Annotated in this window: 19 protein-coding genes; 10 read left to right on the top strand and 9 right to left on the bottom strand. The window is 62.0% G+C overall.

Translation table 11 applies throughout. The annotated features are described in order from the left end of the window. Together IPM16_01995 and IPM16_01990 are read left to right on the top strand one after the other, a co-directional pair. Complete coding sequence (locus IPM16_01995; protein MBK9121884.1) at positions 1-516, top strand: hydrogenase maturation protease; 516 nt, start codon at positions 1-3, stop codon at positions 514-516. A 28-nt stretch (positions 517-544) separates the two neighbouring features. Beyond that, positions 545-1,000: a cyclic nucleotide-binding domain-containing protein gene (locus tag IPM16_01990; protein ID MBK9121883.1), complete on the top strand. Its 456-nt coding sequence runs from the start codon at positions 545-547 to the stop codon at positions 998-1,000. A 66-nt stretch (positions 1,001-1,066) separates the two neighbouring features. Here the strand turns inward: IPM16_01990 and hypE are convergent, their stop codons facing one another. The 5 genes from hypE to hypA all read right to left on the bottom strand — a co-directional run bounded on the left by hypE (position 1,067) and on the right by hypA (position 4,723). Further along, on the bottom strand, positions 1,067-2,107 hold the full coding sequence (gene hypE, locus IPM16_01985; GenBank protein ID MBK9121882.1) for a hydrogenase expression/formation protein HypE: 1,041 nt from the start codon (positions 2,105-2,107) through the stop codon (positions 1,067-1,069). Positions 2,108-2,139: 32 nt separating this feature from the next. Further along, on the bottom strand, positions 2,140-3,246 hold the full coding sequence (gene hypD, locus IPM16_01980) for a hydrogenase formation protein HypD (protein ID MBK9121881.1): 1,107 nt from the start codon (positions 3,244-3,246) through the stop codon (positions 2,140-2,142). After that, entirely contained in the window at positions 3,243-3,539 is a 297-nt protein-coding gene (locus tag IPM16_01975; protein ID MBK9121880.1) for a HypC/HybG/HupF family hydrogenase formation chaperone, read from the bottom strand. The genes hypD and IPM16_01975 overlap by 4 nt, the downstream gene beginning before the upstream one ends. A gap of 154 nt (positions 3,540-3,693) precedes the next feature. Next, a complete protein-coding gene (gene hypB / locus IPM16_01970; GenBank protein ID MBK9121879.1) occupies positions 3,694-4,395 on the bottom strand; it encodes a hydrogenase nickel incorporation protein HypB in 702 nt (233 codons plus the stop codon). Then, positions 4,361-4,723, bottom strand: coding sequence for a hydrogenase maturation nickel metallochaperone HypA (gene hypA, locus IPM16_01965; GenBank protein ID MBK9121878.1), 363 nt, complete (start codon positions 4,721-4,723; stop codon positions 4,361-4,363). Before hypA ends, hypB begins: the two co-directional genes overlap by 35 nt. A gap of 486 nt (positions 4,724-5,209) precedes the next feature. Between hypA and IPM16_01960 the strand changes: the two genes are divergently transcribed. From IPM16_01960 to IPM16_01950, 3 genes are all read left to right on the top strand, one after another. Beyond that, entirely contained in the window at positions 5,210-7,243 is a 2,034-nt protein-coding gene (locus tag IPM16_01960) for a hypothetical protein (GenBank protein ID MBK9121877.1), read from the top strand. Positions 7,244-7,411: 168 nt separating this feature from the next. Next, a complete protein-coding gene (locus tag IPM16_01955) occupies positions 7,412-7,795 on the top strand; it encodes a helix-turn-helix transcriptional regulator (protein ID MBK9121876.1) in 384 nt (127 codons plus the stop codon). After that, complete coding sequence (locus IPM16_01950; GenBank protein MBK9121875.1) at positions 7,792-8,190, top strand: VOC family protein; 399 nt, start codon at positions 7,792-7,794, stop codon at positions 8,188-8,190. The genes IPM16_01955 and IPM16_01950 overlap by 4 nt, the downstream gene beginning before the upstream one ends. Before the next feature lie 18 nt (positions 8,191-8,208). Here the strand turns inward: IPM16_01950 and IPM16_01945 are convergent, their stop codons facing one another. From IPM16_01945 to nrfH, 4 genes are all read right to left on the bottom strand, one after another. Next, the gene (locus tag IPM16_01945; GenBank protein ID MBK9121874.1) at positions 8,209-9,027 is read right to left on the bottom strand and encodes a YwiC-like family protein; all 819 of its coding nucleotides are present in this window, start codon (positions 9,025-9,027) and stop codon (positions 8,209-8,211) included. A gap of 12 nt (positions 9,028-9,039) precedes the next feature. Continuing rightward, the gene (locus IPM16_01940) at positions 9,040-9,516 is read right to left on the bottom strand and encodes a DinB family protein (protein ID MBK9121873.1); all 477 of its coding nucleotides are present in this window, start codon (positions 9,514-9,516) and stop codon (positions 9,040-9,042) included. 114 nt (positions 9,517-9,630) lie between these two features. Beyond that, on the bottom strand, positions 9,631-10,938 hold the full coding sequence (locus IPM16_01935) for an ammonia-forming cytochrome c nitrite reductase subunit c552 (protein ID MBK9121872.1): 1,308 nt from the start codon (positions 10,936-10,938) through the stop codon (positions 9,631-9,633). Positions 10,939-10,957: 19 nt separating this feature from the next. Beyond that, complete coding sequence (gene nrfH / locus IPM16_01930) at positions 10,958-11,425, bottom strand: cytochrome c nitrite reductase small subunit (protein MBK9121871.1); 468 nt, start codon at positions 11,423-11,425, stop codon at positions 10,958-10,960. A 297-nt stretch (positions 11,426-11,722) separates the two neighbouring features. On the opposite strand from nrfH, the gene IPM16_01925 reads away from it, so the two are divergent. The 5 genes from IPM16_01925 (at position 11,723) to IPM16_01905 (ending at position 18,314) form a co-directional block, all read left to right on the top strand. Continuing rightward, positions 11,723-12,088, top strand: coding sequence for a winged helix-turn-helix transcriptional regulator (locus IPM16_01925; protein ID MBK9121870.1), 366 nt, complete (start codon positions 11,723-11,725; stop codon positions 12,086-12,088). Positions 12,089-12,167: 79 nt separating this feature from the next. After that, on the top strand, positions 12,168-13,595 hold the full coding sequence (locus IPM16_01920) for a tetrathionate reductase family octaheme c-type cytochrome (GenBank protein ID MBK9121869.1): 1,428 nt from the start codon (positions 12,168-12,170) through the stop codon (positions 13,593-13,595). 18 nt (positions 13,596-13,613) lie between these two features. After that, complete coding sequence (locus tag IPM16_01915; GenBank protein MBK9121868.1) at positions 13,614-16,481, top strand: cytochrome b/b6 domain-containing protein; 2,868 nt, start codon at positions 13,614-13,616, stop codon at positions 16,479-16,481. 60 nt (positions 16,482-16,541) lie between these two features. Continuing rightward, the gene (locus IPM16_01910; protein ID MBK9121867.1) at positions 16,542-17,066 is read left to right on the top strand and encodes a YeeE/YedE family protein; all 525 of its coding nucleotides are present in this window, start codon (positions 16,542-16,544) and stop codon (positions 17,064-17,066) included. A gap of 12 nt (positions 17,067-17,078) precedes the next feature. Continuing rightward, a complete protein-coding gene (locus IPM16_01905; GenBank protein MBK9121866.1) occupies positions 17,079-18,314 on the top strand; it encodes a YeeE/YedE family protein in 1,236 nt (411 codons plus the stop codon). Positions 18,315-18,380: the final 66 nt, after the last annotated feature.

Raw genomic sequence — 18,380 nt, 5'->3', positions numbered from 1 at the left:
ATGACCACGTCCAACGCACGCACGACTCCGAAGGTTCTGGTCATCGGACTCGGCAATCCGATTCTGATGGACGACGGTGTCGGCGTGCTGACGGCAGAGCATGTTAGAAACGTGCTTCCCGCCGACAGCGGTATCGACGTCATCGAACTGTCTGTCGGGGGAATCACGCTTATGGAGCAGATGGTCGGTTACGACCGCGTCATCATTATCGACGCGCTGTGGACCGATCCTACGCTCACCGGTCAGGTCGTCGTGTTTGATGCCGGCGACCTGACCGAGACACTCAACACACGCAGCACCCACGACTCGGACTTGCCGACTGCACTGTATGTCGGGCGTGCGCTGGGCGCGGACCTGCCGCCCGATGATGCCATCCAAATTGTCGCGGTGACCGCCAACCACGTGCTCGATTTCGGCGATCAGCCGACCGAGGTCGTGCGTGCGGCGATCCCACAGGCATGCCGTACCGTGCTCGATCTTATCGGTGAAGCTACCCAGATGGTCCCTGCGCCATGATCGATGTTCTGTATCCTTGGAGGATGTGATGATTTCTCCTGAACTGCTGCGGCGCTACGGGTTGTTCGCGGGCCTGCCGCACGACCTGTTTGAGTCCATTGCGCAGTTTTCCGACGAGGTAACCCTTGAACCGGACACGTACCTGTTCGAGCAAGGCGACAGCGCCGACGAGCTGTATCTCATCATGAGCGGGTCGGTCGATCTCCTGATCGATATGGATGACGAAGGCCGCGAGCGCAGCGAGGTCGAGACGGTCGTAGACGGCGAAGCCGTCGGATGGTCGGCGCTGATCGAGCCGTACGAATACACGATGAGCGCGGCCGCGCTGACGAAAACGCACGTCATCATCATCGACGCCGTGAAGCTGCGCGAGGTGCTGGAAGCGCATCCCCAGTGGGGTTATCGGGTGATGCAGCGCGTGGCGAAGATCATTGGCGAACGCCTGACCAACATGCGCTTGCGCCTGATGAGCCTCGGATCCTAGTCGCACACCAACCCAGAAGGACGGTCGAAGGTGGCCGTCCTTTTGCGTGTATACAGATCGTGCAGATTAGCAAATTCGCGGAAGCTGTTCGCCGATCTGCATGTCGACGACGCGCGTGCCGCCGATCCCCGTCTTGGCGACCACGACCCCGCGATGACTCTCGACCACCTGCCCGATGATCGTCGCCTCTGCGCCGAAGACGTGCGCGCGCATGGCCTCCAGGACGGCGTCCGCGTACTCGCGCGGAACCATGGCGATCAACTTCCCTTCGTTGGCCACATACAGCGGGTCCATCCCCAACAGCTCACATGCGGCGCGAACGGCGGGCTTGACCGGGATCGCGCGTTCCTCAAGCACAATTCCAGCGCCCGACGCTTTGGCGATCTCGTTGAGCGAGGATGCCGCGCCGCCTCGCGTCGGATCGCGCAGAACGTGGATGTGCGGTGTGACGTTCAGCAGCGCCGCGACGAGGCCGTTCAGTGGCGCAGAGTCGGACACGATCTGCGTCTCGAATTCCAATCCCTCGCGCACGCTCATTACCGCCATGCCGTGATCGCCCAGCGACCCGCTCACGATGACAACGTCGCCCGGGCGGGCGTTCTGCGGCGCAATGTTCACACCGGGCGGGATCAGCCCGATGCCCGTCGTGTTCACGTAAAGCCCATCGCCATGCCCTTTGTCGACCACCTTCGTGTCGCCGGTGACGAGGTCGACACCTGCCGCGCGGGCTGCCGCCGCCATGCGCTCCACGATGGTCCCCAGCGTCGCGATGGGCAGCCCTTCTTCCACGATAAACCCGACCGACAGGTACAGCGGTGTCGCCCCGCTCATCGCAAGGTCGTTGACCGTGCCGTTGATCGCGAGCTCGCCAATCGAACCGCCGGGGAAGAACAGCGGGCGCACCACGAACGAGTCGGTCGACATCGCCAACCGCTGCCCGCCGATGTGCACCACGGCTGAATCGCCCAGGTTCTGCAGGGCGTCGTTCCTGAACGCGGGAAGGAAAATATGCTCGACCAGCTCCGACGAGAGCTTTCCGCCGCCGCCGTGGCCGAGGATGACGTTCGGGTGGTCGCGCAGTGGCAACGGGCACACCCACCCGTCCATGTCGAAACCCGGGGTCGTACCGTCTACCGTCATCAGCCGATACTTTCCAGCGACACAAACCGGCCGTACTGGTAGTAGGCGGCGCACGCCCCTTCGCTGCTGACCATCGTCGCGCCCAACGGCTTGCGCGGTGTGCACTCCTTGCCGAACGCCGGGCACTCGTTGGGCTTGATCAGCCCTTGCAAGACGTCGCCGCTGCGGCAGATCGCAGGCTCGACCGTGTTGATATCGGTGACGTCGAAGCGGATCGCGGCGTCGAACTCGCGGTAGGCCGAGCTCAGCCCCCAGCCGCTGTTGGGAATCTCGCCGATACCGCGCCACTTGCGCGGTGTGACCTCGAACACTTCGCTCAACAGCTTCTGTGCCGGCACATTGCCTTCGCGGGTCACCGCCCGAGCGTATGCGTTTTCGACCTCGTATCGCCCTTCCTCCAACTGACGCACCGCCATCCGGATGCCTTGCAGCAGGTCGAGCGGCTCGAACCCGGTCACGACGATCGGCACGCGAAACCGCTGTGCCAGCGGTTCGTACTGCCAGTAGCCCATCACGCTGCACACGTGGCCGGCGGCGAGGAATCCGTTGACCCGCGTATGCGGCGAACTCATAATCGCGTCGAGCGCTGGCGGCACCAGCACATGCGATACGAGCATCGAGAAGTTTTTCAGGCCAAGCCGTTTGGCTTGCACGACCGCCATGGCGTTGGCCGGGGCGGTCGTCTCGAAGCCGATGCCGAAGAACACGACTTCACGGGCCGGGTTGTCGCGGGCGATCTTGACGGCGTCGAGCGGCGAATACACGATCCGCACGTCTCCCCCGCCGCTCCTGACCGTGAACAAGTCCTCACCGCTGCCGGGCACGCGCAGCATGTCGCCAAACGAGCAGAACGTTACATTCGGCTGGGCGGCGATTCGCAGCGCCTTGTCGATGACCTCAAGGGGCGTGACACAGACCGGACAACCCGGCCCGTGGATCAGCTCGATGGCGTCCGGCAGCAGCGTGTCGATGCCGTTGCGAATCAGGCTGTGGGTCTGCCCGCCGCACACCTCCATCAACACCCATTGGCCTTTGGCGATGCCGTGGATGTCGTCGAGCAACCGCCTGGCGAGTTCGGGATCGCGGAATTCTTCGAGGTACTTCACGTCACACCTCGAGGCGACTGGCTTTCGTCCGACGTGCCGACCTCCGGCGCGGCGAGCAGTTCCTCCTCAAGCACACCCATCTCCTCGAACAGCGCCAGTGTTTCCATGGCCGACTGCTCGTCCAACTGGGTAATGGCAAACCCGACGTGGACGATCGTGTAGTCGCCCACCATCACCTCGGGCACAAAGTCGAGGCAGACCTCTTTGATGATGCCGCCGAAATCCACTTTGCCCATGCGGGCGCCGTCGCGCTCGTAAATGTCTTTAATCTGACCGGGAACGCCGAGACACATCGTTCGCTCCTCCCTGAATACCCCGGCGACAGCGGCGATGAGCCGTTCGTCGCCGGGTGCCGATATGGCGATAGTACGGCGGAACCCATGCCCGCCTCCAGTGACAGATGTCACCGGATACGCGCCCAAGTCACGCGAATTTGACTGTGTCTCCCTAGCGCGCCGCCGGCGACTTCAGCGCGTCATGTTGGGCGATCAGGAACGCGATCCACGCGTCGATGCCGGTTCCACGCTTGGCGGATGTCTCGAAGATCGTCATGCCGGGGCGCACGCTGTTGATGTTGGTGATCGTCTGGGCGCGGTCAAACTCGACGGCATCCGCGATGTCCACCTTGGTGATCACCGCAGCATCCGCCGAGTTGAACATCGGCGGGTACTTGAGCGGCTTGTCCTCGCCTTCCGTCACCGACAGCATCACGACGCGGATATCCTCACCGAGGTCATAATGCGACGGGCATACGAGGTTGCCGACGTTTTCGATGAACAGGAAGTCCAGCCCTTCGACCTCGAGTTTCCAGTCGCGCAAGTGATCGCCGATCATGTGCGCTTCGAGATGACAGTTGCCGCTCGTCGTGATCTGCCGGACACTGGCACCGCTCCGCGCAAGGCGCGCGGCGTCATTGTCGGTCGCCAAGTCACCGACCAGCGCGGCGGCACGGTAGCCTTGTGCCAGCAGCCGCTGCAGCGTGACCTCCAGCAGCGCCGTCTTGCCGGAGCCGGGGCTGGAGACGACGTTCAACACCAGCACGCCGGCCTTGCGGAAACGCTCGCGCAAGCTCGCGGCGAGCACATCGTTCTTTTCCAGTACGCCTTTGCGGATTTCAAGAATGCGCGGGTTCATCGCTGTACTCCACATAGCCAATTTCGAGTTCGTTGCCGCTTCGGATGTCCATACTCGGCGTGCCGCACTCCGGGCAGCAAAACACCTGGATGCTCTCCAATTCGCGTTCAGCTCGGCACTGCGCGCAGAAGATCACCACCGGCACGTCCTCTATCTCAAGCCGGGAACCTTCCAAGCGCGTGCCCTGTGCCGCGATGTCGTACCCGAATAGCAGCGCCTCGCTGACAACGCCGCTGAGCTGTCCGAGCCTTAGATGCACGGCATCCACACGCTCGACACCGGCCTCGCGGGCCGCGTCGTCTGCAATTTGGACGATGTTGTAAGCGATTGAAAGCTCGTGCATGGCGCCCGCCTTCCCTCGACATCGGCCGGTCTAGCGCGACACCGGCCATCAAGCGCAGTGTAGCACTAACCGCACGCCCGGAAGGCGCCTCGACTGACCGTTTGTGACGTTTATCAGGCGGAATTGGGTACGCCCATCTGTCGTTACACGCCCGTCTGTGCCGCGCGAACCTATTTCGCGGCGTTCGCGAAGTTCATACCATCGGATGATCGAATTTCATCCTCACGGCCGACGAAACCTTCCCGTAGATGCGGGACAATAACGTCGGGGATTGCTCTGCCACAAGAGCAGATTTTCAGTTAAAGGTTTGCCGCTAAGGCACTTGCAGGGGAGCCAAACGGTGAACGAAGCCATCATCGAACCCGATCCTGAAAGGAGGGGGGCATGAAGAGAATAAGCTATCTCATGGCGATTGCAGGTGCCCTATTTGTGGCATCAGGGCTAATGCTGCTGGCGACGCCCGCGGTGTACGCGCAGGAAGGGGACATGGAAGTTCCCTATCTTGCCGAGTACTACGAAGCGTGGGTCAACTCGCCGCATAATGATGTTGAGGGTGAGGCGTTTAATCACTGGAACGAAGACGGTGTTGTCGAAGCCGGCTGCGCGCGCTGCCACTCGACCCCGGGCTACCGCGACTATATGGGCGCGGACGGCTCGGAGTTCGGTGTGGTCGACGCAGATGCGCCGCTCGGCACTACGGTCACCTGCGATGCCTGCCATGCGCCGGCCGCCGCAGCGCTAACCACCGTATCGTTCCCGTCCGGCGCCGAGTTGGGCGACACGCGCGACTCTGCGCGCTGCATGGTCTGCCATCAGGGCCGTGCGTCGACCGACAGCGTCAACCAGCGGATCGCGGACCTCGGCCTTGCCGAGACTCCGGACACGCCGAGTGCGGACCTGCGGTTCATCAATATCCACTACTACGCGGCGGCAGCGACGCTGTACGGCGGCGAGGCGCGCGGTGGGTATCAGTATGACGGCATGGTCTACATGGGCCGCAACGTGCACGTCGAAGGCTTCGGCACCTGTGCCGACTGCCACAACCCGCACACGCTCGAACTCGAAATCCAAGCCTGCGCGAGCTGCCACGAAGACGTCGAGTCCGTTGAGGATCTGCCGTTCATTCGCATGGCTGGCTCCGGCTCGGACTTCGACGGTGACGGCGACACGTTCGAAGGTATCGCTGAAGAAATCGAAGGCATGCAGGAAATCCTGTACGCCGCGATCCAGGCGTATGCCGAAGAAGTAGCTGGTACCCCGATCGCGTACGACTCGGCCGCGTACCCGTACTGGTTCATCGACACCAATGGCGACGGCGAGCGTACCGAGGATGAAGCGGACGGCTACAATGCCTTCACCGCCAACCTCGAACGCGCGGCGTACAACTATCAGGTCGTGCTGAAGGACCCGGGTGCGTTCGCGCACAACCCGCAGTACGTCATTCAGTTGATGTACGACAGCACCGCTTCTCTGAGCGCCGTGCTGGCGGATCCGATTGAGGACCTCGAGTTTGCGGTCCGCGACGCCCCGATGCACTTCGACCCGACGCGTGAAGCGTGGCGCCACTGGGATGCCGAAGGCGAAGTCCCCGGCACCTGCGCGCGCTGCCATTCCGCAAGCGGCCTACCGACCTTCATCGCCAACGGCGTCAACATTGCTGTTGAGCCGACGCAAGGTTTGGAATGCTCGACCTGTCACGAAAGTCTGAGCGACTTTACGATCTACGAAGTCGACACCGTGAGTTTCCCCAATGGCGCACAACTCGGCTTCGGCGAGGCAGACGTCAACAACCTGTGTCTCGCCTGCCATCAGGGCCGTGAGTCGACGGTCAGCGTAAACCGCGCCATCGGCGGCCTCGGCGACGATGAAGTCGGCGAGCGCCTCGGGTTCCGCAATATCCACTACTTCGCCGCTGGCGCCACGCTCTTCGGCAACGAAGCGCAGGGCATCTACCAGTACGAAGGCAAGGAATACAACGGGCGCAACCTGCACGCTGAAGACGCGCCGAACACGTGCTCGAGCTGCCACTACCCGCATGACGGTCTCATTCAGGTCAACGAGTGCGAGGACTGCCATGAAGAGGTCGAAGAGCAGGAAGATGTCGTGCTCATCCGCGTGCTGGACGATGTCGAACTGATCGACTACGACGGCGACGGTGACAACGAAGAACCGATCCACGACGAGATCGTGACGATGGAAGAGGCGCTGTTTGCTGCCCTGCAAGCCTACGCGACCAACACTATCGGCACCAGCATCTACTACGACTCGCATGCCTATCCGTACTGGTTCGTGGACACGAACGGCAACGGTGTCGGCGACGAGGGTGAGCCAGATCGCTACGCGTCGTGGACACCGACCCTGCTGCGGGCTGCGTACAACTACCAGTACTCGCAGAAGGATCCGGGCGACTTCGCCCACAACCCCGACTATGTCATGCAGGCTCTGTATGACAGCATCGAGGCTGTGGGTGGCGACGTCTCTGCAATGACTCGCCCGCCGGTGACCGTCAATCCTGAGTAAGCAGTGGTATGGGGGGAGGTGTGCCAGAACAGCGGCGCACCTGCCATACAAGCAGCGGTTGGGAATCCTGCACCCGGCCGCTGTTTTGATTCTCGCTCTGTTACGTGAAGCACACTATGATACGTTTGGAGTAACGCCCAGCCCGCTCAAACCGATACGATACGAAGCATGGAACTTGAGAGCGTACGCGACCCATCAGCACCGCTTGATGCAATCGACCGCTACATACGCTGCAACATCGATCAGCCGCTAACGCGGGGAGTGCTTGCAGATATGGCGGGTTACTCTGTGCCGCACTTCCACCGCGTATTTATCGGCACGAAGGGTGAGAGCGCGGCCAGCTATATCCGGCGTCTTCGTCTGCGCCGAGCGGGCTACAAGCTGCGTTTCGGCGCGATCGACATCGGTGAGGTTGCGCTTGCCGCCGGCTACGCGAGTCATGCCGCGTTCGGTAAGGCGTTCAAAAAGCAGTACGGTCTCAGTCCCAGTGCGTTCCGGCAGCTTGACTGCTGGGAGGCGACTCGTCTACTGAGAGAGGAACAGGATTCATGAGAATCGCGTATTGCAGCATCCCAATCACCGACTATGACGCCGCGCTCGCGTTCTACCAAGACAAGCTGGGGTTCGTCGTTAAGCATGACATCCCGCTTGGCCCCGGCGTGCGCTGGCTGACCCTCACCGCGCGCGGCGACGTGAACGGCGTCGAACTCCTGCTTGAGCCGAACGGCGAGTATCCGGCCATGAAGGCGCTCAAGGAGTCGTTGATGCGGGATGGTATCCCCTTCACGGCGTTTCAAGTGGACGACATCAACACAGAGTACGAACGACTGCGGGGTCTCGGCGTCGAGTTCACGATGGAGCCGACGAACATGGGACAGTCAACGCTTGCCGTAATGAACGACACATGCGGCAACCTGATCCAGCTCTTCGAGTTTACCGGCGGCTAGGCTGACCCGTTACGCGGCTCATACGCCAAAACGGAAGCCCACACCGGTCAGAACTGCGGTCAGAAGGCCGTAGCCCATCTCCATAAGTCCGATGATCTTGGCCGGACGCGGCGTACGATACGAAGACAGCCCGATCGCCGCTCGCGCCAGCAGGATCCCAAACGCGGCGACACCCAGCCACGGCCCTCTGCTTGCGACGGCCAAGGCAACCATGACGACCAGCGCTGCGCCGTGCGCCGCCCACGCGACCCACGGCGTTTGCCGTTTCCTGTGCTCGAGGTTGAGACGCGCACGCACGTACAGGATAGATACGACAGCCCGCAGCGATGCGATCAACCACAAGACCAGCGCCGGCAGGAGACCCCAACCGCCAAGCAGGGCAATCGCCGTCGAAGTCGTCGCCAACGCGCAGGCACCACTCAGTTCCGGCACAAGACGGCGGCTCTGATTGCGCGCGTCATACAAAAGTTGCACGACGGCAAGCGGCATCGCCAGCGCGAGCGGTATGAGGAAATCAGCCGATGGAGCCAGGGCCAGCGTCGCCGCGAAGGCCCCGACAGCCACCAATCCGTAACCGGCAGAGAACCGTTCAGCCCACACTGCGCGCGGGGGCCGCACGCCTTTGCGTCGATCCTTGATTGCCACCTTTAGCGGCTGATGCACGAGGAACACGGCGATGGCGGCAACACCGAGCAGGAAGCCGGCAAACGTCGGCGCGACCAGTAGACCGAGCACGATCGGTTCGATCAAGAAGCCCCACCCGCCGTGCTCGGCAGGCAGTGCGACCGACCGGATAACCACGCGGCTGGCAGGGTTGCGCACAGACTCGGCACTCATCATCCCGCCCCCCTACCACAACCCTGCCACTTGGCGCAGAATGCCCAGTTCACCGATGTGATACGCGTTGTGATCGGCCACGACGAGGATCTCGCGCAGTATCGTGTGTCCCGGGTATCCGTGCGGAATTTGCGCGTACAGGTCTGTCGCCGGGTCGTTCACGATCCGCGCCAGTTCGTCGCGGTCGGAGAGGAACTGCTCAACCGTGCGGTTCCAGTCAGCCTCGCGGGCTTCGGCGTCGCGCGCCGGCCACAGATCGTCGGGGAACTTCAATTCCTTGTAGTCCGGGTTACGGATGTAGTCGAGAATGTCCCACTGGCAGATTCGCAGGTGCTCGAGCAGGTGCCAGAAGCTGTAATTCACACCCGCCGGTCGCATGTTGTGGGCAGTCGCCGGAAAGCCGTCGATTGCATCCTCGAACGTCATGTGCGCTTGGCGGAGCATGAGCAAGTTGGTCAGTTGTTCGCGAACGTGCTGATCGGCAGTCATGGGTCGTTCCTACCTGCGGTCGGCGATTGGACGAGTATACAGCGCCCGTTCAACGAAAACGCGGGGCAAGCAGACCGCCTGCCCCGCGTTTCGGTGACTCGCACAACCGTCGCGTTACGGCGTGAAGTTGACGTTCTGCCCGCTCAGCGTGTTGAGCACCGTCGCCGCGCTGAACTTGGCCCGATGCGCAAGGTCGATGGAGTTCGCAAGAACGCGAGCCGCCTCTTGCGGGCTGTGGAAGCCTGTGCTGTTTTCCGACGAGATGAAGTCCCAGCGCATCTGCGACGCGCGGTGGAACTGGTACGCTTCTGCCAAGTCTTCGTCGGTCGCGCCGGCTTCCTTCGCGGCGACGATCGTGTCAATGGCTTCAAGCAGCGCCTCTTCGCTGGAGCGCAGCAGTTCGGCGGTGCGGTCCTGAATCGTCGTGATGCGCGCTTCAAGCTGCTCTTCCGGCAGGTTGTGGCATGTCTGGCACGCGGCGCTCACATTGGTCAGCGGGCTGCGCAGCCAATGGTCGCTGATTTTGATGCCGCCGGTGCGGATGTACGGCATGTGGCAGTCCGCGCACGCCACGTCTGAGCTGGCATGGAGCCCGGTGCTGTACAGTTCGGTCTCCGGGTGCTGAATCTTGATCATCGGCGCGCCTGTCTCGGCGTGTACCCAATCGCGGAAGCCGAGGTCGTCATAGTACGCCTCGATTTCATCGATGTTCATACCCTCCGACCACGGGAAGGTCAACACTTTGTTGTCGCCCGCGAAATAGTATTCGACATGGCACTGCGCGCACACCAGCGACCGCATTTCCTGACGGCTGGCCTCGGTCCAGTCTCTACCCTGCTGTTCCAACGCATTGATCAGTCCGGGCCGGGTGAGCCGGAGCGCCATCGTTTCGGGATCGTGGCAGTCGGCGCAGGTGGACCCGGTATGCAGTTGATCGACCAAGTCGTTATACGGTGTGGCGTTGAACTGCTCCCAGCCCATCGACGCGATCAACTGTGGCGTCTCGCCGGCATGGCAGTTGATGCACGCGCCGGGTTGGCTGACGATCTTGACGCGCTCCGTGTTTTCTTGGTCGATTTGCGCATAGAAGTGCCCACGCTCTTCGTTGTGGTCTCTGCTGAACGCGTAGCCGGCCCACAACCGGATCATTGCCGGGTAGCGCTCAAGCTTGCTGTACGGCTCGGCGCCGCCGTACGGAGTCTCCCCGTAGTTGATCGACGTCATCGAGAACCGGTCGTAGTGCATGGGGAAGTTGAGCCCCCACACCGACGGATCAATCTCGTCTTCGCTGATTTCAACGACTTGCAGCGGGTACTGGGCGGCTTCGGTTTGCCGTGTCGCCACACTCGCCAGCAGCGCGCCGATCCCAACCCCAACCAAGATCAAACCAAGCAGCAGTACACCGTAAATGATTTTCCTCATCGCATCTTTCTCCCTGCGATTATTTCCGCGTCCGATGGCCGATTCCTGCGTGACAGCTCACGCAGTCCGGCGCGTCGTCGTGATGCGGCGCAATGGCGCTCACGACGTTCTCGTGACAATAGAGACAGTTGCCCTGCACCACATCCGCGTTGAAATCGCGGATGTGCAGCACCTCGCCGTAGGTTTGGAACGTAAACGCCACGCTGTGATTCCAGCCGTTAATGGCCTTCACGAGGTACTTGCTGACGACAGAGTCATGCGGCGTGTGACAGTCGTTGCAGCCTGCGACACGCGAGTGGACGGAGTGCCGCCACGCGTCGTACTGGTCACGCATGACGTGACAGTTGTTGCACGCAGCCGGGTCGTCGGACAGGTAGGAGTAGCCCTTCGCATATACGAAGGTGAACAGCCCCATGCCCACGACGATACAGAGCAGGCCTGCCAACACAAACAAGAATGTAGGCCGGCGAAAGAACGGTTTAGCCATGACAAGCAACCCGCCTCGCGCGCTTACCCCGTTTAGTAGCCGCGCAAGGCCCTCCAATCTATTCGAGATGGGTATGAGTATACCGCAAACCCGCCTCAAATGCCTTGTTTGCGGCGAAGTCTCTGGCCTACTTTCGGCATACGGTTGCCAGCAGGCCGCTACCGAACTGCGCAGGCAGGTTTGTGAGCGGCACAACGCTGCGCGCTCAGGCGGCGCAGTCTGCGTTTGTGACATTTGTCACGAAACAGTCATTACGCTTATCAGCGGATGTCTTCTCCCTTCGGGCCGATACTTTCCATGTATTCACGTATCCGAATAGGTACCCGCATTGTGGCGATCCCCAACATCAGCGAACTGAACCTGCTGCACGACCGCATCTGCCAAGCTCTCGGCGATCCCCGGCGCATTCAGATCATGTATGCGCTCGCCGAGTCGCGCCGGCACGTCTCCGCTATTGCTGAGGCACTCGACATGCCTCAGTCCACAGTGTCGCGGCATCTGGCCCTACTGCGTCAGCGTGGACTGGTCACCGCCGATCGCGAGGGTCCCGCAGTCTACTACGACCTCGCCGACCCCCGCATGATCGACGTTTTGGACACCATGCGTCAGATCCTGCGCGACTCGTTTGAACGGTTGTCCAGCCCGTTGTCAGATGAATTGTGAGTGCCTGAGTCCTTACTAAGTGATCCGCCCAACAGCAGCTCGCTTTGCCCGGGCGGCTCATCGAACCAGAGAGAGTGCTATGGTAAGTCAACGTATCGTTCCAATCCTCGGCCTGCTGGGAACAGCGGCCATCATTGGCGGGGCGATCTTTCTTTCGGTCTCCTCCGCTAACAACCCCTCTGACGACCCGTGGTCGTACATCCCGGACCATCCCATTCACACCGATCACAGCTCGCTCATGAGCGGCCCGTACGAGACCGGGCAGGACGTCACCGCGGCCTGTCTCACGTGCCACGAAGATGCCGCCAACGAGATGGTTCAGACCGTCCACTGGACATGGAAGAGTGAGCCGGTCGAGGTGGCATGGCGCGACGAACCGGTCGCGATCGGCAAGGCCAACACGATCAACAACTTCTGCATCGGCATTCAGGGCAACTGGGCACGCTGTACGAGCTGTCACGTCGGCTACGGCTGGGAAGACGCGGATTTCGACTTCACCAATACCGCGAACGTCGATTGTCTCGTCTGCCACGACCAGAGCGGCGGGTACCTCAAGACCGAGAGCGGCTTACCTGCCGAGGGCGTCGACCTCGCAGCGGCGGCGCAAAGCGTGGGCATTCCCACCCGCGAGGATTGCGGGAGCTGTCACTTTAACGGTGGTGGCGGCGCGGGTGTGAAGCACGGCGATCTCGACCCAAGCCTGTACTTCCCCACCGAGAACGTCGACGTGCACATGGGACGTTACGACTTTCTGTGCACCGATTGCCACCGAACGCTCGATCATCAAGTTGCGGGTCGCGCGATCTCGTCCAGCGTCGACAACGCCAATCAAGTCGCCTGCACCGACTGCCATCAAACCACGCTGCATGCGGACGAGCGGATCACGGCGCACGTCGATACCGTCGCGTGTCAGACGTGCCATATACCCGCAGCCGCGCTGCGCGATCCGACCAAACTCGAGTGGGACTGGTCGACCGCTGGCGATCCCAACCGCGAAGAAGACGATCACGTGTATCTGCAAATCAAAGGCAGCTTCGTATACGGCACCGACTACAGGCCCGAATACGCGTGGTATGACGGATCGGCTCAGCACTACATCCTCGGCGACCTGATCGACCCGACGCAGCCGACGTACATGAATCTGCCGCTGGGCGATATCAGCGATCCCGATGCAAAGATCATGCCATTCAAGGTGCACTACGCCACACAGCCTTACGACACCGTCAACAACATCCTTCTGCAGCCACTGACTTCTGGCGAGGGTGGCTTCTGGACGACGTTCGACTGGGACTCTGCGCTGGAGTTGGGCGCACAGTTTGCCAGCATCGACTACAGCGGAAGCTACGGCTTTGCAGAGACGCGCATGTACCTGCCGATCACGCACATGGTACAGCCGGCAGAAAACGCGCTTCAGTGCACCGATTGCCACAGCGATAACGGACGGTTCGACTGGGAAGCGCTTGGCTACTACGGCGATCCGATCGAATGGGGCGGGCGCCAGCGGTAACCGCGGCCCGGACGCACAATGACTAGAACAGCATTCACTACACGCACGCGCGAATCGACTAGCCGCCGGTTATTCTCACTCGCAGTCGCCTTCGGACTGACGCTGGCCGTGCTAGGCACTGCGCTCGCCTTTGGGGCACTTGCGGCTCAAGCGCAGGACACACCTGCACCTGACGAGACGACAAGCCCGACCTTCCATCCAACGTTTGCCTTGCTCGATGCGGACGGTGGCAACGTCCTCGACACCGGCGGCGCAGTCTCGACGATGAAGACGTGCGGCTCTTGCCATGATACGGAATTCATCGCCACTCACAGCGGCCATGCGGACGCTGGTCTCAGTGCCTTTGCCACACCAGCCGACGGCTGGGCATCCAGCTCCGGCTTGTTTGGCGGCTGGGATCCGATCAGCTACCGCTATCTCTCCCCGGAGGCAGACGCCTCAGCCGACGATCTTCGCATCGACCTGACCATTGCGAGCTGGATCCAGACCTATGGCTGGCGGCACGTCGGCGGCGGCCCGGCCCAAACTGCCCCGTCCGGCGACGCGCTGATAAACCTTCCCGCCGATGCTTCTGCACTGGCCGCTCAGGTCGTCGATCCGCAGACCGGCAACCTGGTTGCCTGGGATTGGGAAGCCAGCGGCACGGTCGAAATGAACTGCTTCCTGTGCCATACCGCCGCGCCTGACAACGCTTCGCGCATTTCCGCGCTGGAAGCTGGCGAGTTCGGCTGGGCCAGCACGGCGACGCTGATCGGCAGCGGGATCGTCGCGCCCAGTGACGACGGCTGGACATGGAACGCGAGCGCGTTCAACGCCGACGGCACCGTCCGTGAAGATATGATCCGCGTACAAGACCCGTCCAACTCCAACTGCGGGCAGTGTCACGGCCTCGTCCATGACGACGCACAAGACCCGTTGGTGTTCAGCACCGGCGATCCTACCCTCTGGACGACGCTGACCACCGGGCAGGTATTCTCTCCGCAGCGGCTCTCGCGCACTGGGCTGAACATCCTGGACAAGCCCGAGTTGAGCCGCACCTGGGACGTCCACGCTGAGCGCGCTGTCGGCTGCACGGACTGCCACTATGCGCTGAACAATCCAGTCTTCCACGCCGAGTCCGAGGCAACGCGCCCCGATCATCTCGAGTTCGACCCGCGCCGGATGGACTTTGGCGACTATCTGTATCGTCCGCTGCATCAGTTCGCAAATGCCAATGCCGAAACGATCACGCGCTTCGGCGGCGCCGACCGCGACTGTGCGACCTGTCACGATGCCGTCTCGACCCACACGTGGCTGCCGTATGCCGACCGTCACACGTCGGCGCTGGCATGCGAGACCTGCCACGTCCCGACCGTTTACGGCCCAACGCTGGAATCGGTCGACTGGACGGTGTTAACGCCGCAGTCAACGGCTCGCTCAACGTACCGCGGCCTGCAGAGCGACGAGTCGGGTACGCTGCTGACCGGCTTTGAACCGGTCGTCCTGCCCTCGTCCGCCGAGACCGGTGCACGGTTGGCGCCGTACAACCTCGTCAGCGTGTGGTACTGGGTCTACGGTGAGCCTGCGCGTCCAGTCCCCCTGCGCGATCTGGAAGCCGTCTGGTTGACGGATGGCGCATACCCGGACGACATCCTCGCCGCGTTTGACGCAGATACCAGCGGCACGCTGGACGACGCTGAACTGCGGCTCGACAGCGACGCCAAGATCGACCTCATCGCGCAGCGCCTCGAAGCACGCGGGCTGGCCGGCGCACACATCGCCGCCGAGACCGTGCCTTACGCGATCCATCACAACATTGCGCAGGGCGAGTGGGCGACGAAAGACTGCGACACCTGCCATACGGGCGACTCCAAGCTCAGCACAGCGTTCACCCTCGCGAGCTTCACACCGGGTGGCGTCGAGCCAACGCTCGTCAGCGACGATGCTGCACTCAACGGCGCGTTGACCCGCAACGACGATGGCATGCTGCTGTACACACCCAATCACACGCTTGCGCCCACCGAGCTGTACGTGCTTGGCCACGATGCCGTGTGGTGGGTCGACCTGATCGGCACGCTGGCATTTCTCGGCGTGCTGGGTGGCGTCGTGCTGCACGGCGGCTTGCGCTACTTCGCGGCGCGGCGTGGTGCCAAGCATCAACCGGCGGCTCGCAAGAAGCTGTACCTGTACAGCATCTACGAACGTCAGTGGCACTGGCTGCAGACCGCCGCCATCTTCGGCCTGATCTTCACCGGTCTCGTCATCCATCGGCCGGATACCTTCGGCATGTTCAGCTTCAACGGCGTCGTGCTGGTGCATAACGCGCTGGCGATCGTGCTGGTTGTCAATGCGGCGCTGTCGGCGTTTTACCACCTCGTCAGCGGCGAAATCCGGCAGTTCCTGCCACGCCCATACGGCTTCTTCGACCAGGCTTTCTCGCAGGCGAAGTACTACCTGTACGGCATCTTCAAGGGCGAGCCGCATCCGTTCGAGAAGACGCACGAGCGCAAGATGAACCCGCTGCAGCAGATCACCTACATGGCCATCCTCAACATCCTGCTGCCGGCGCAGATCATCACCGGCGCGCTGATGTGGGGCGCGCAGCAGTTCCCGGATGTCACGGCGGCGCTTGGCGGTCTACCGTTCCTCGCGCCATTCCATACGCTGATCGCCTGGCTGTTCGCGACGTTCATCATCATGCACGTGTACCTCACCACCACCGGCACCACGCCGACCTCGAACATCGAGGCGATGATCACGGGCTGGGATGAGGTCGAAGTTCCACTTTCCGAGGGTGAGCCGATGACAACGCATCAGCCGGAGCCCTCTTCGGGTCGGCCGGCACCGGCACACAGCGCCGATCTCGGTTCGGCCCAGCAGTCCACACGTACGTCTACGGTAGAGTGAGGAGGTAACCCCATGGCGGTTCAGGTTCATCCGGCGCGACAGACGCGCTCATTCGTCCAAATGCTTACGCAGCGCGAGACCAAGCCGTATGTCACGCCGTACGTCGGCGGGATCGTGCTCGGTATCGTACTGTTCGCCGCGTTCTTCATCACCGGCAACGGCCTCGGCGCTTCCGGCGGCATGAACCGCCTGCTGGTGGTGGTCGAGGACTGGATCGCGCCGTGGCACGTCGATCGCGTTCCGTATCTCATCGATATGGCCGGCGGCAACCGCAATCCGCTCGACAGTTGGGTCGTATACGTCACGCTCGGGACCATCCTCGGCGGCTTCTTCTCGGGCTGGCGGCACGGTCGGCTCAAGGTCGAAATCGACAAAGGCCCACGCATCTCCAACCGCAACCGCCTGCTCATGGCATTCCTCGGCGGCACGCTGATGGGTTATGGAGCGCGCCTTGCGCGCGGCTGTACCTCCGGGCAAGCACTGTCGGGAGGTGCCGTGCTGTCTGTCGGGAGCTGGGCGTTCATGCTTGCCGTATTCGCCGGCGGATACGCGCTGGCCTATTTCGTCCGCAAGGCGTGGATTTAAGGAGAGACGATCATGGGAGAGTTTCCGCTTCCCCTTACGGACATGCTCGGCCAAAACGGCGCCTATCTCGTCTACCTGGTGATCGGGTTCGCGTTCGGCTACACGCTGGAGATTGCCGGCTTCGGCAAGTCCACCAAGCTGGCCGCGCAGTTCTACTTGCGCGATATGACGGTCCTCAAGGTGATGTTCAGTGCCATCGTCGTGGCGATGGTGTTGATCTTCCTCACGTCGGGCCTCGGCTTGCTGGATTACAACCTGATCTGGGTCAATCCCACCTATCTATGGCCGGGGATCATCGGCGGCCTGATCATGGGCGTCGGTTTTATCGTCGGTGGCTTCTGTCCGGGCACGTCAATCGTCTCGGCCGCCACCTTCAAGATCGACGGTATCGTGTTTGTGCTGGGCGTGTTTTTCGGCATCTTCCTGTTCGGCGAGACGGTCGGGCTGTATGAAGGCTTCTGGCACTCGTCGTATATGGGGCGCTTTACCCTGCCCGAACTGTTCAACGCGGATACGGGTGTGGTGGTTGTCGGTGTCGTTATCATGGCGCTGGCGGCCTTCGCGTTCGCTGAGTTCATGGAAAAGCGCTTCGGCGACCGTACTCAGCTCACCTTCCCGCGCTGGCGGTTCAGCGCAGCTGGTGCCGTGCTGGCCGTGGGCGTCACCACGCTGCTGGTCGGTCAGCCGACGAATGCTGACAAGTGGGCCGCAATCGCGCCGGAACAGGAGGCCCGCCTCAATGAGAGGGCGGTGCAAATCCACCCGATGGAACTGCTCACCTATATGAACGATCGCGGCATCATCACGTATGTCATCGACGTACGCAGCGAATCGGACTTCAACCAGTTCCATCTGATCGACGCCCACCATATTCCACTGGCGTCGCTCCTCGGGACGGTATCGGACCTCCACCTTCAGCCCGATAACACCTTGTTCGTCATCACGTCGAATGACGAGACGGCCGCCACCGAGGCGTGGAAGATCCTGACCGCAGAGGCCGTGCCCAACGTATACATCCTCGAAGGCGGGATCAATGGGTGGCTGACGACGTTCGGAGACGAGGAGTTCAAGCAGCAGTCGTTCATCGCTGACCATCCGGATGACCGGCTCGCCTACGCGTTCCCGTTGGCGCTGGGCCAGCGTTTCCCGGCTGCCAACCCGAATCACGACGTGTTTGAAGATGTCGAATACACGTCAAAAGTCGTGCTGACGATCAAACGTGGCGCGACAAGCGGAGGGTGCGGATAGCGCCTGCCCGACCGGTTGCGAGACACACAAGAACCCCGGCCAAACACCGGGGTTCTTCGTTTCTTG

The organism is Candidatus Flexicrinis affinis (assembly GCA_016716525.1).
Classification (GTDB): Bacteria; Chloroflexota; Anaerolineae; order Aggregatilineales; family Phototrophicaceae; genus Flexicrinis; species Flexicrinis affinis.
The sequence above is the reverse complement of the archived record's forward strand: the minus strand, read 5'-3'. Positions and strand labels throughout refer to the sequence as shown.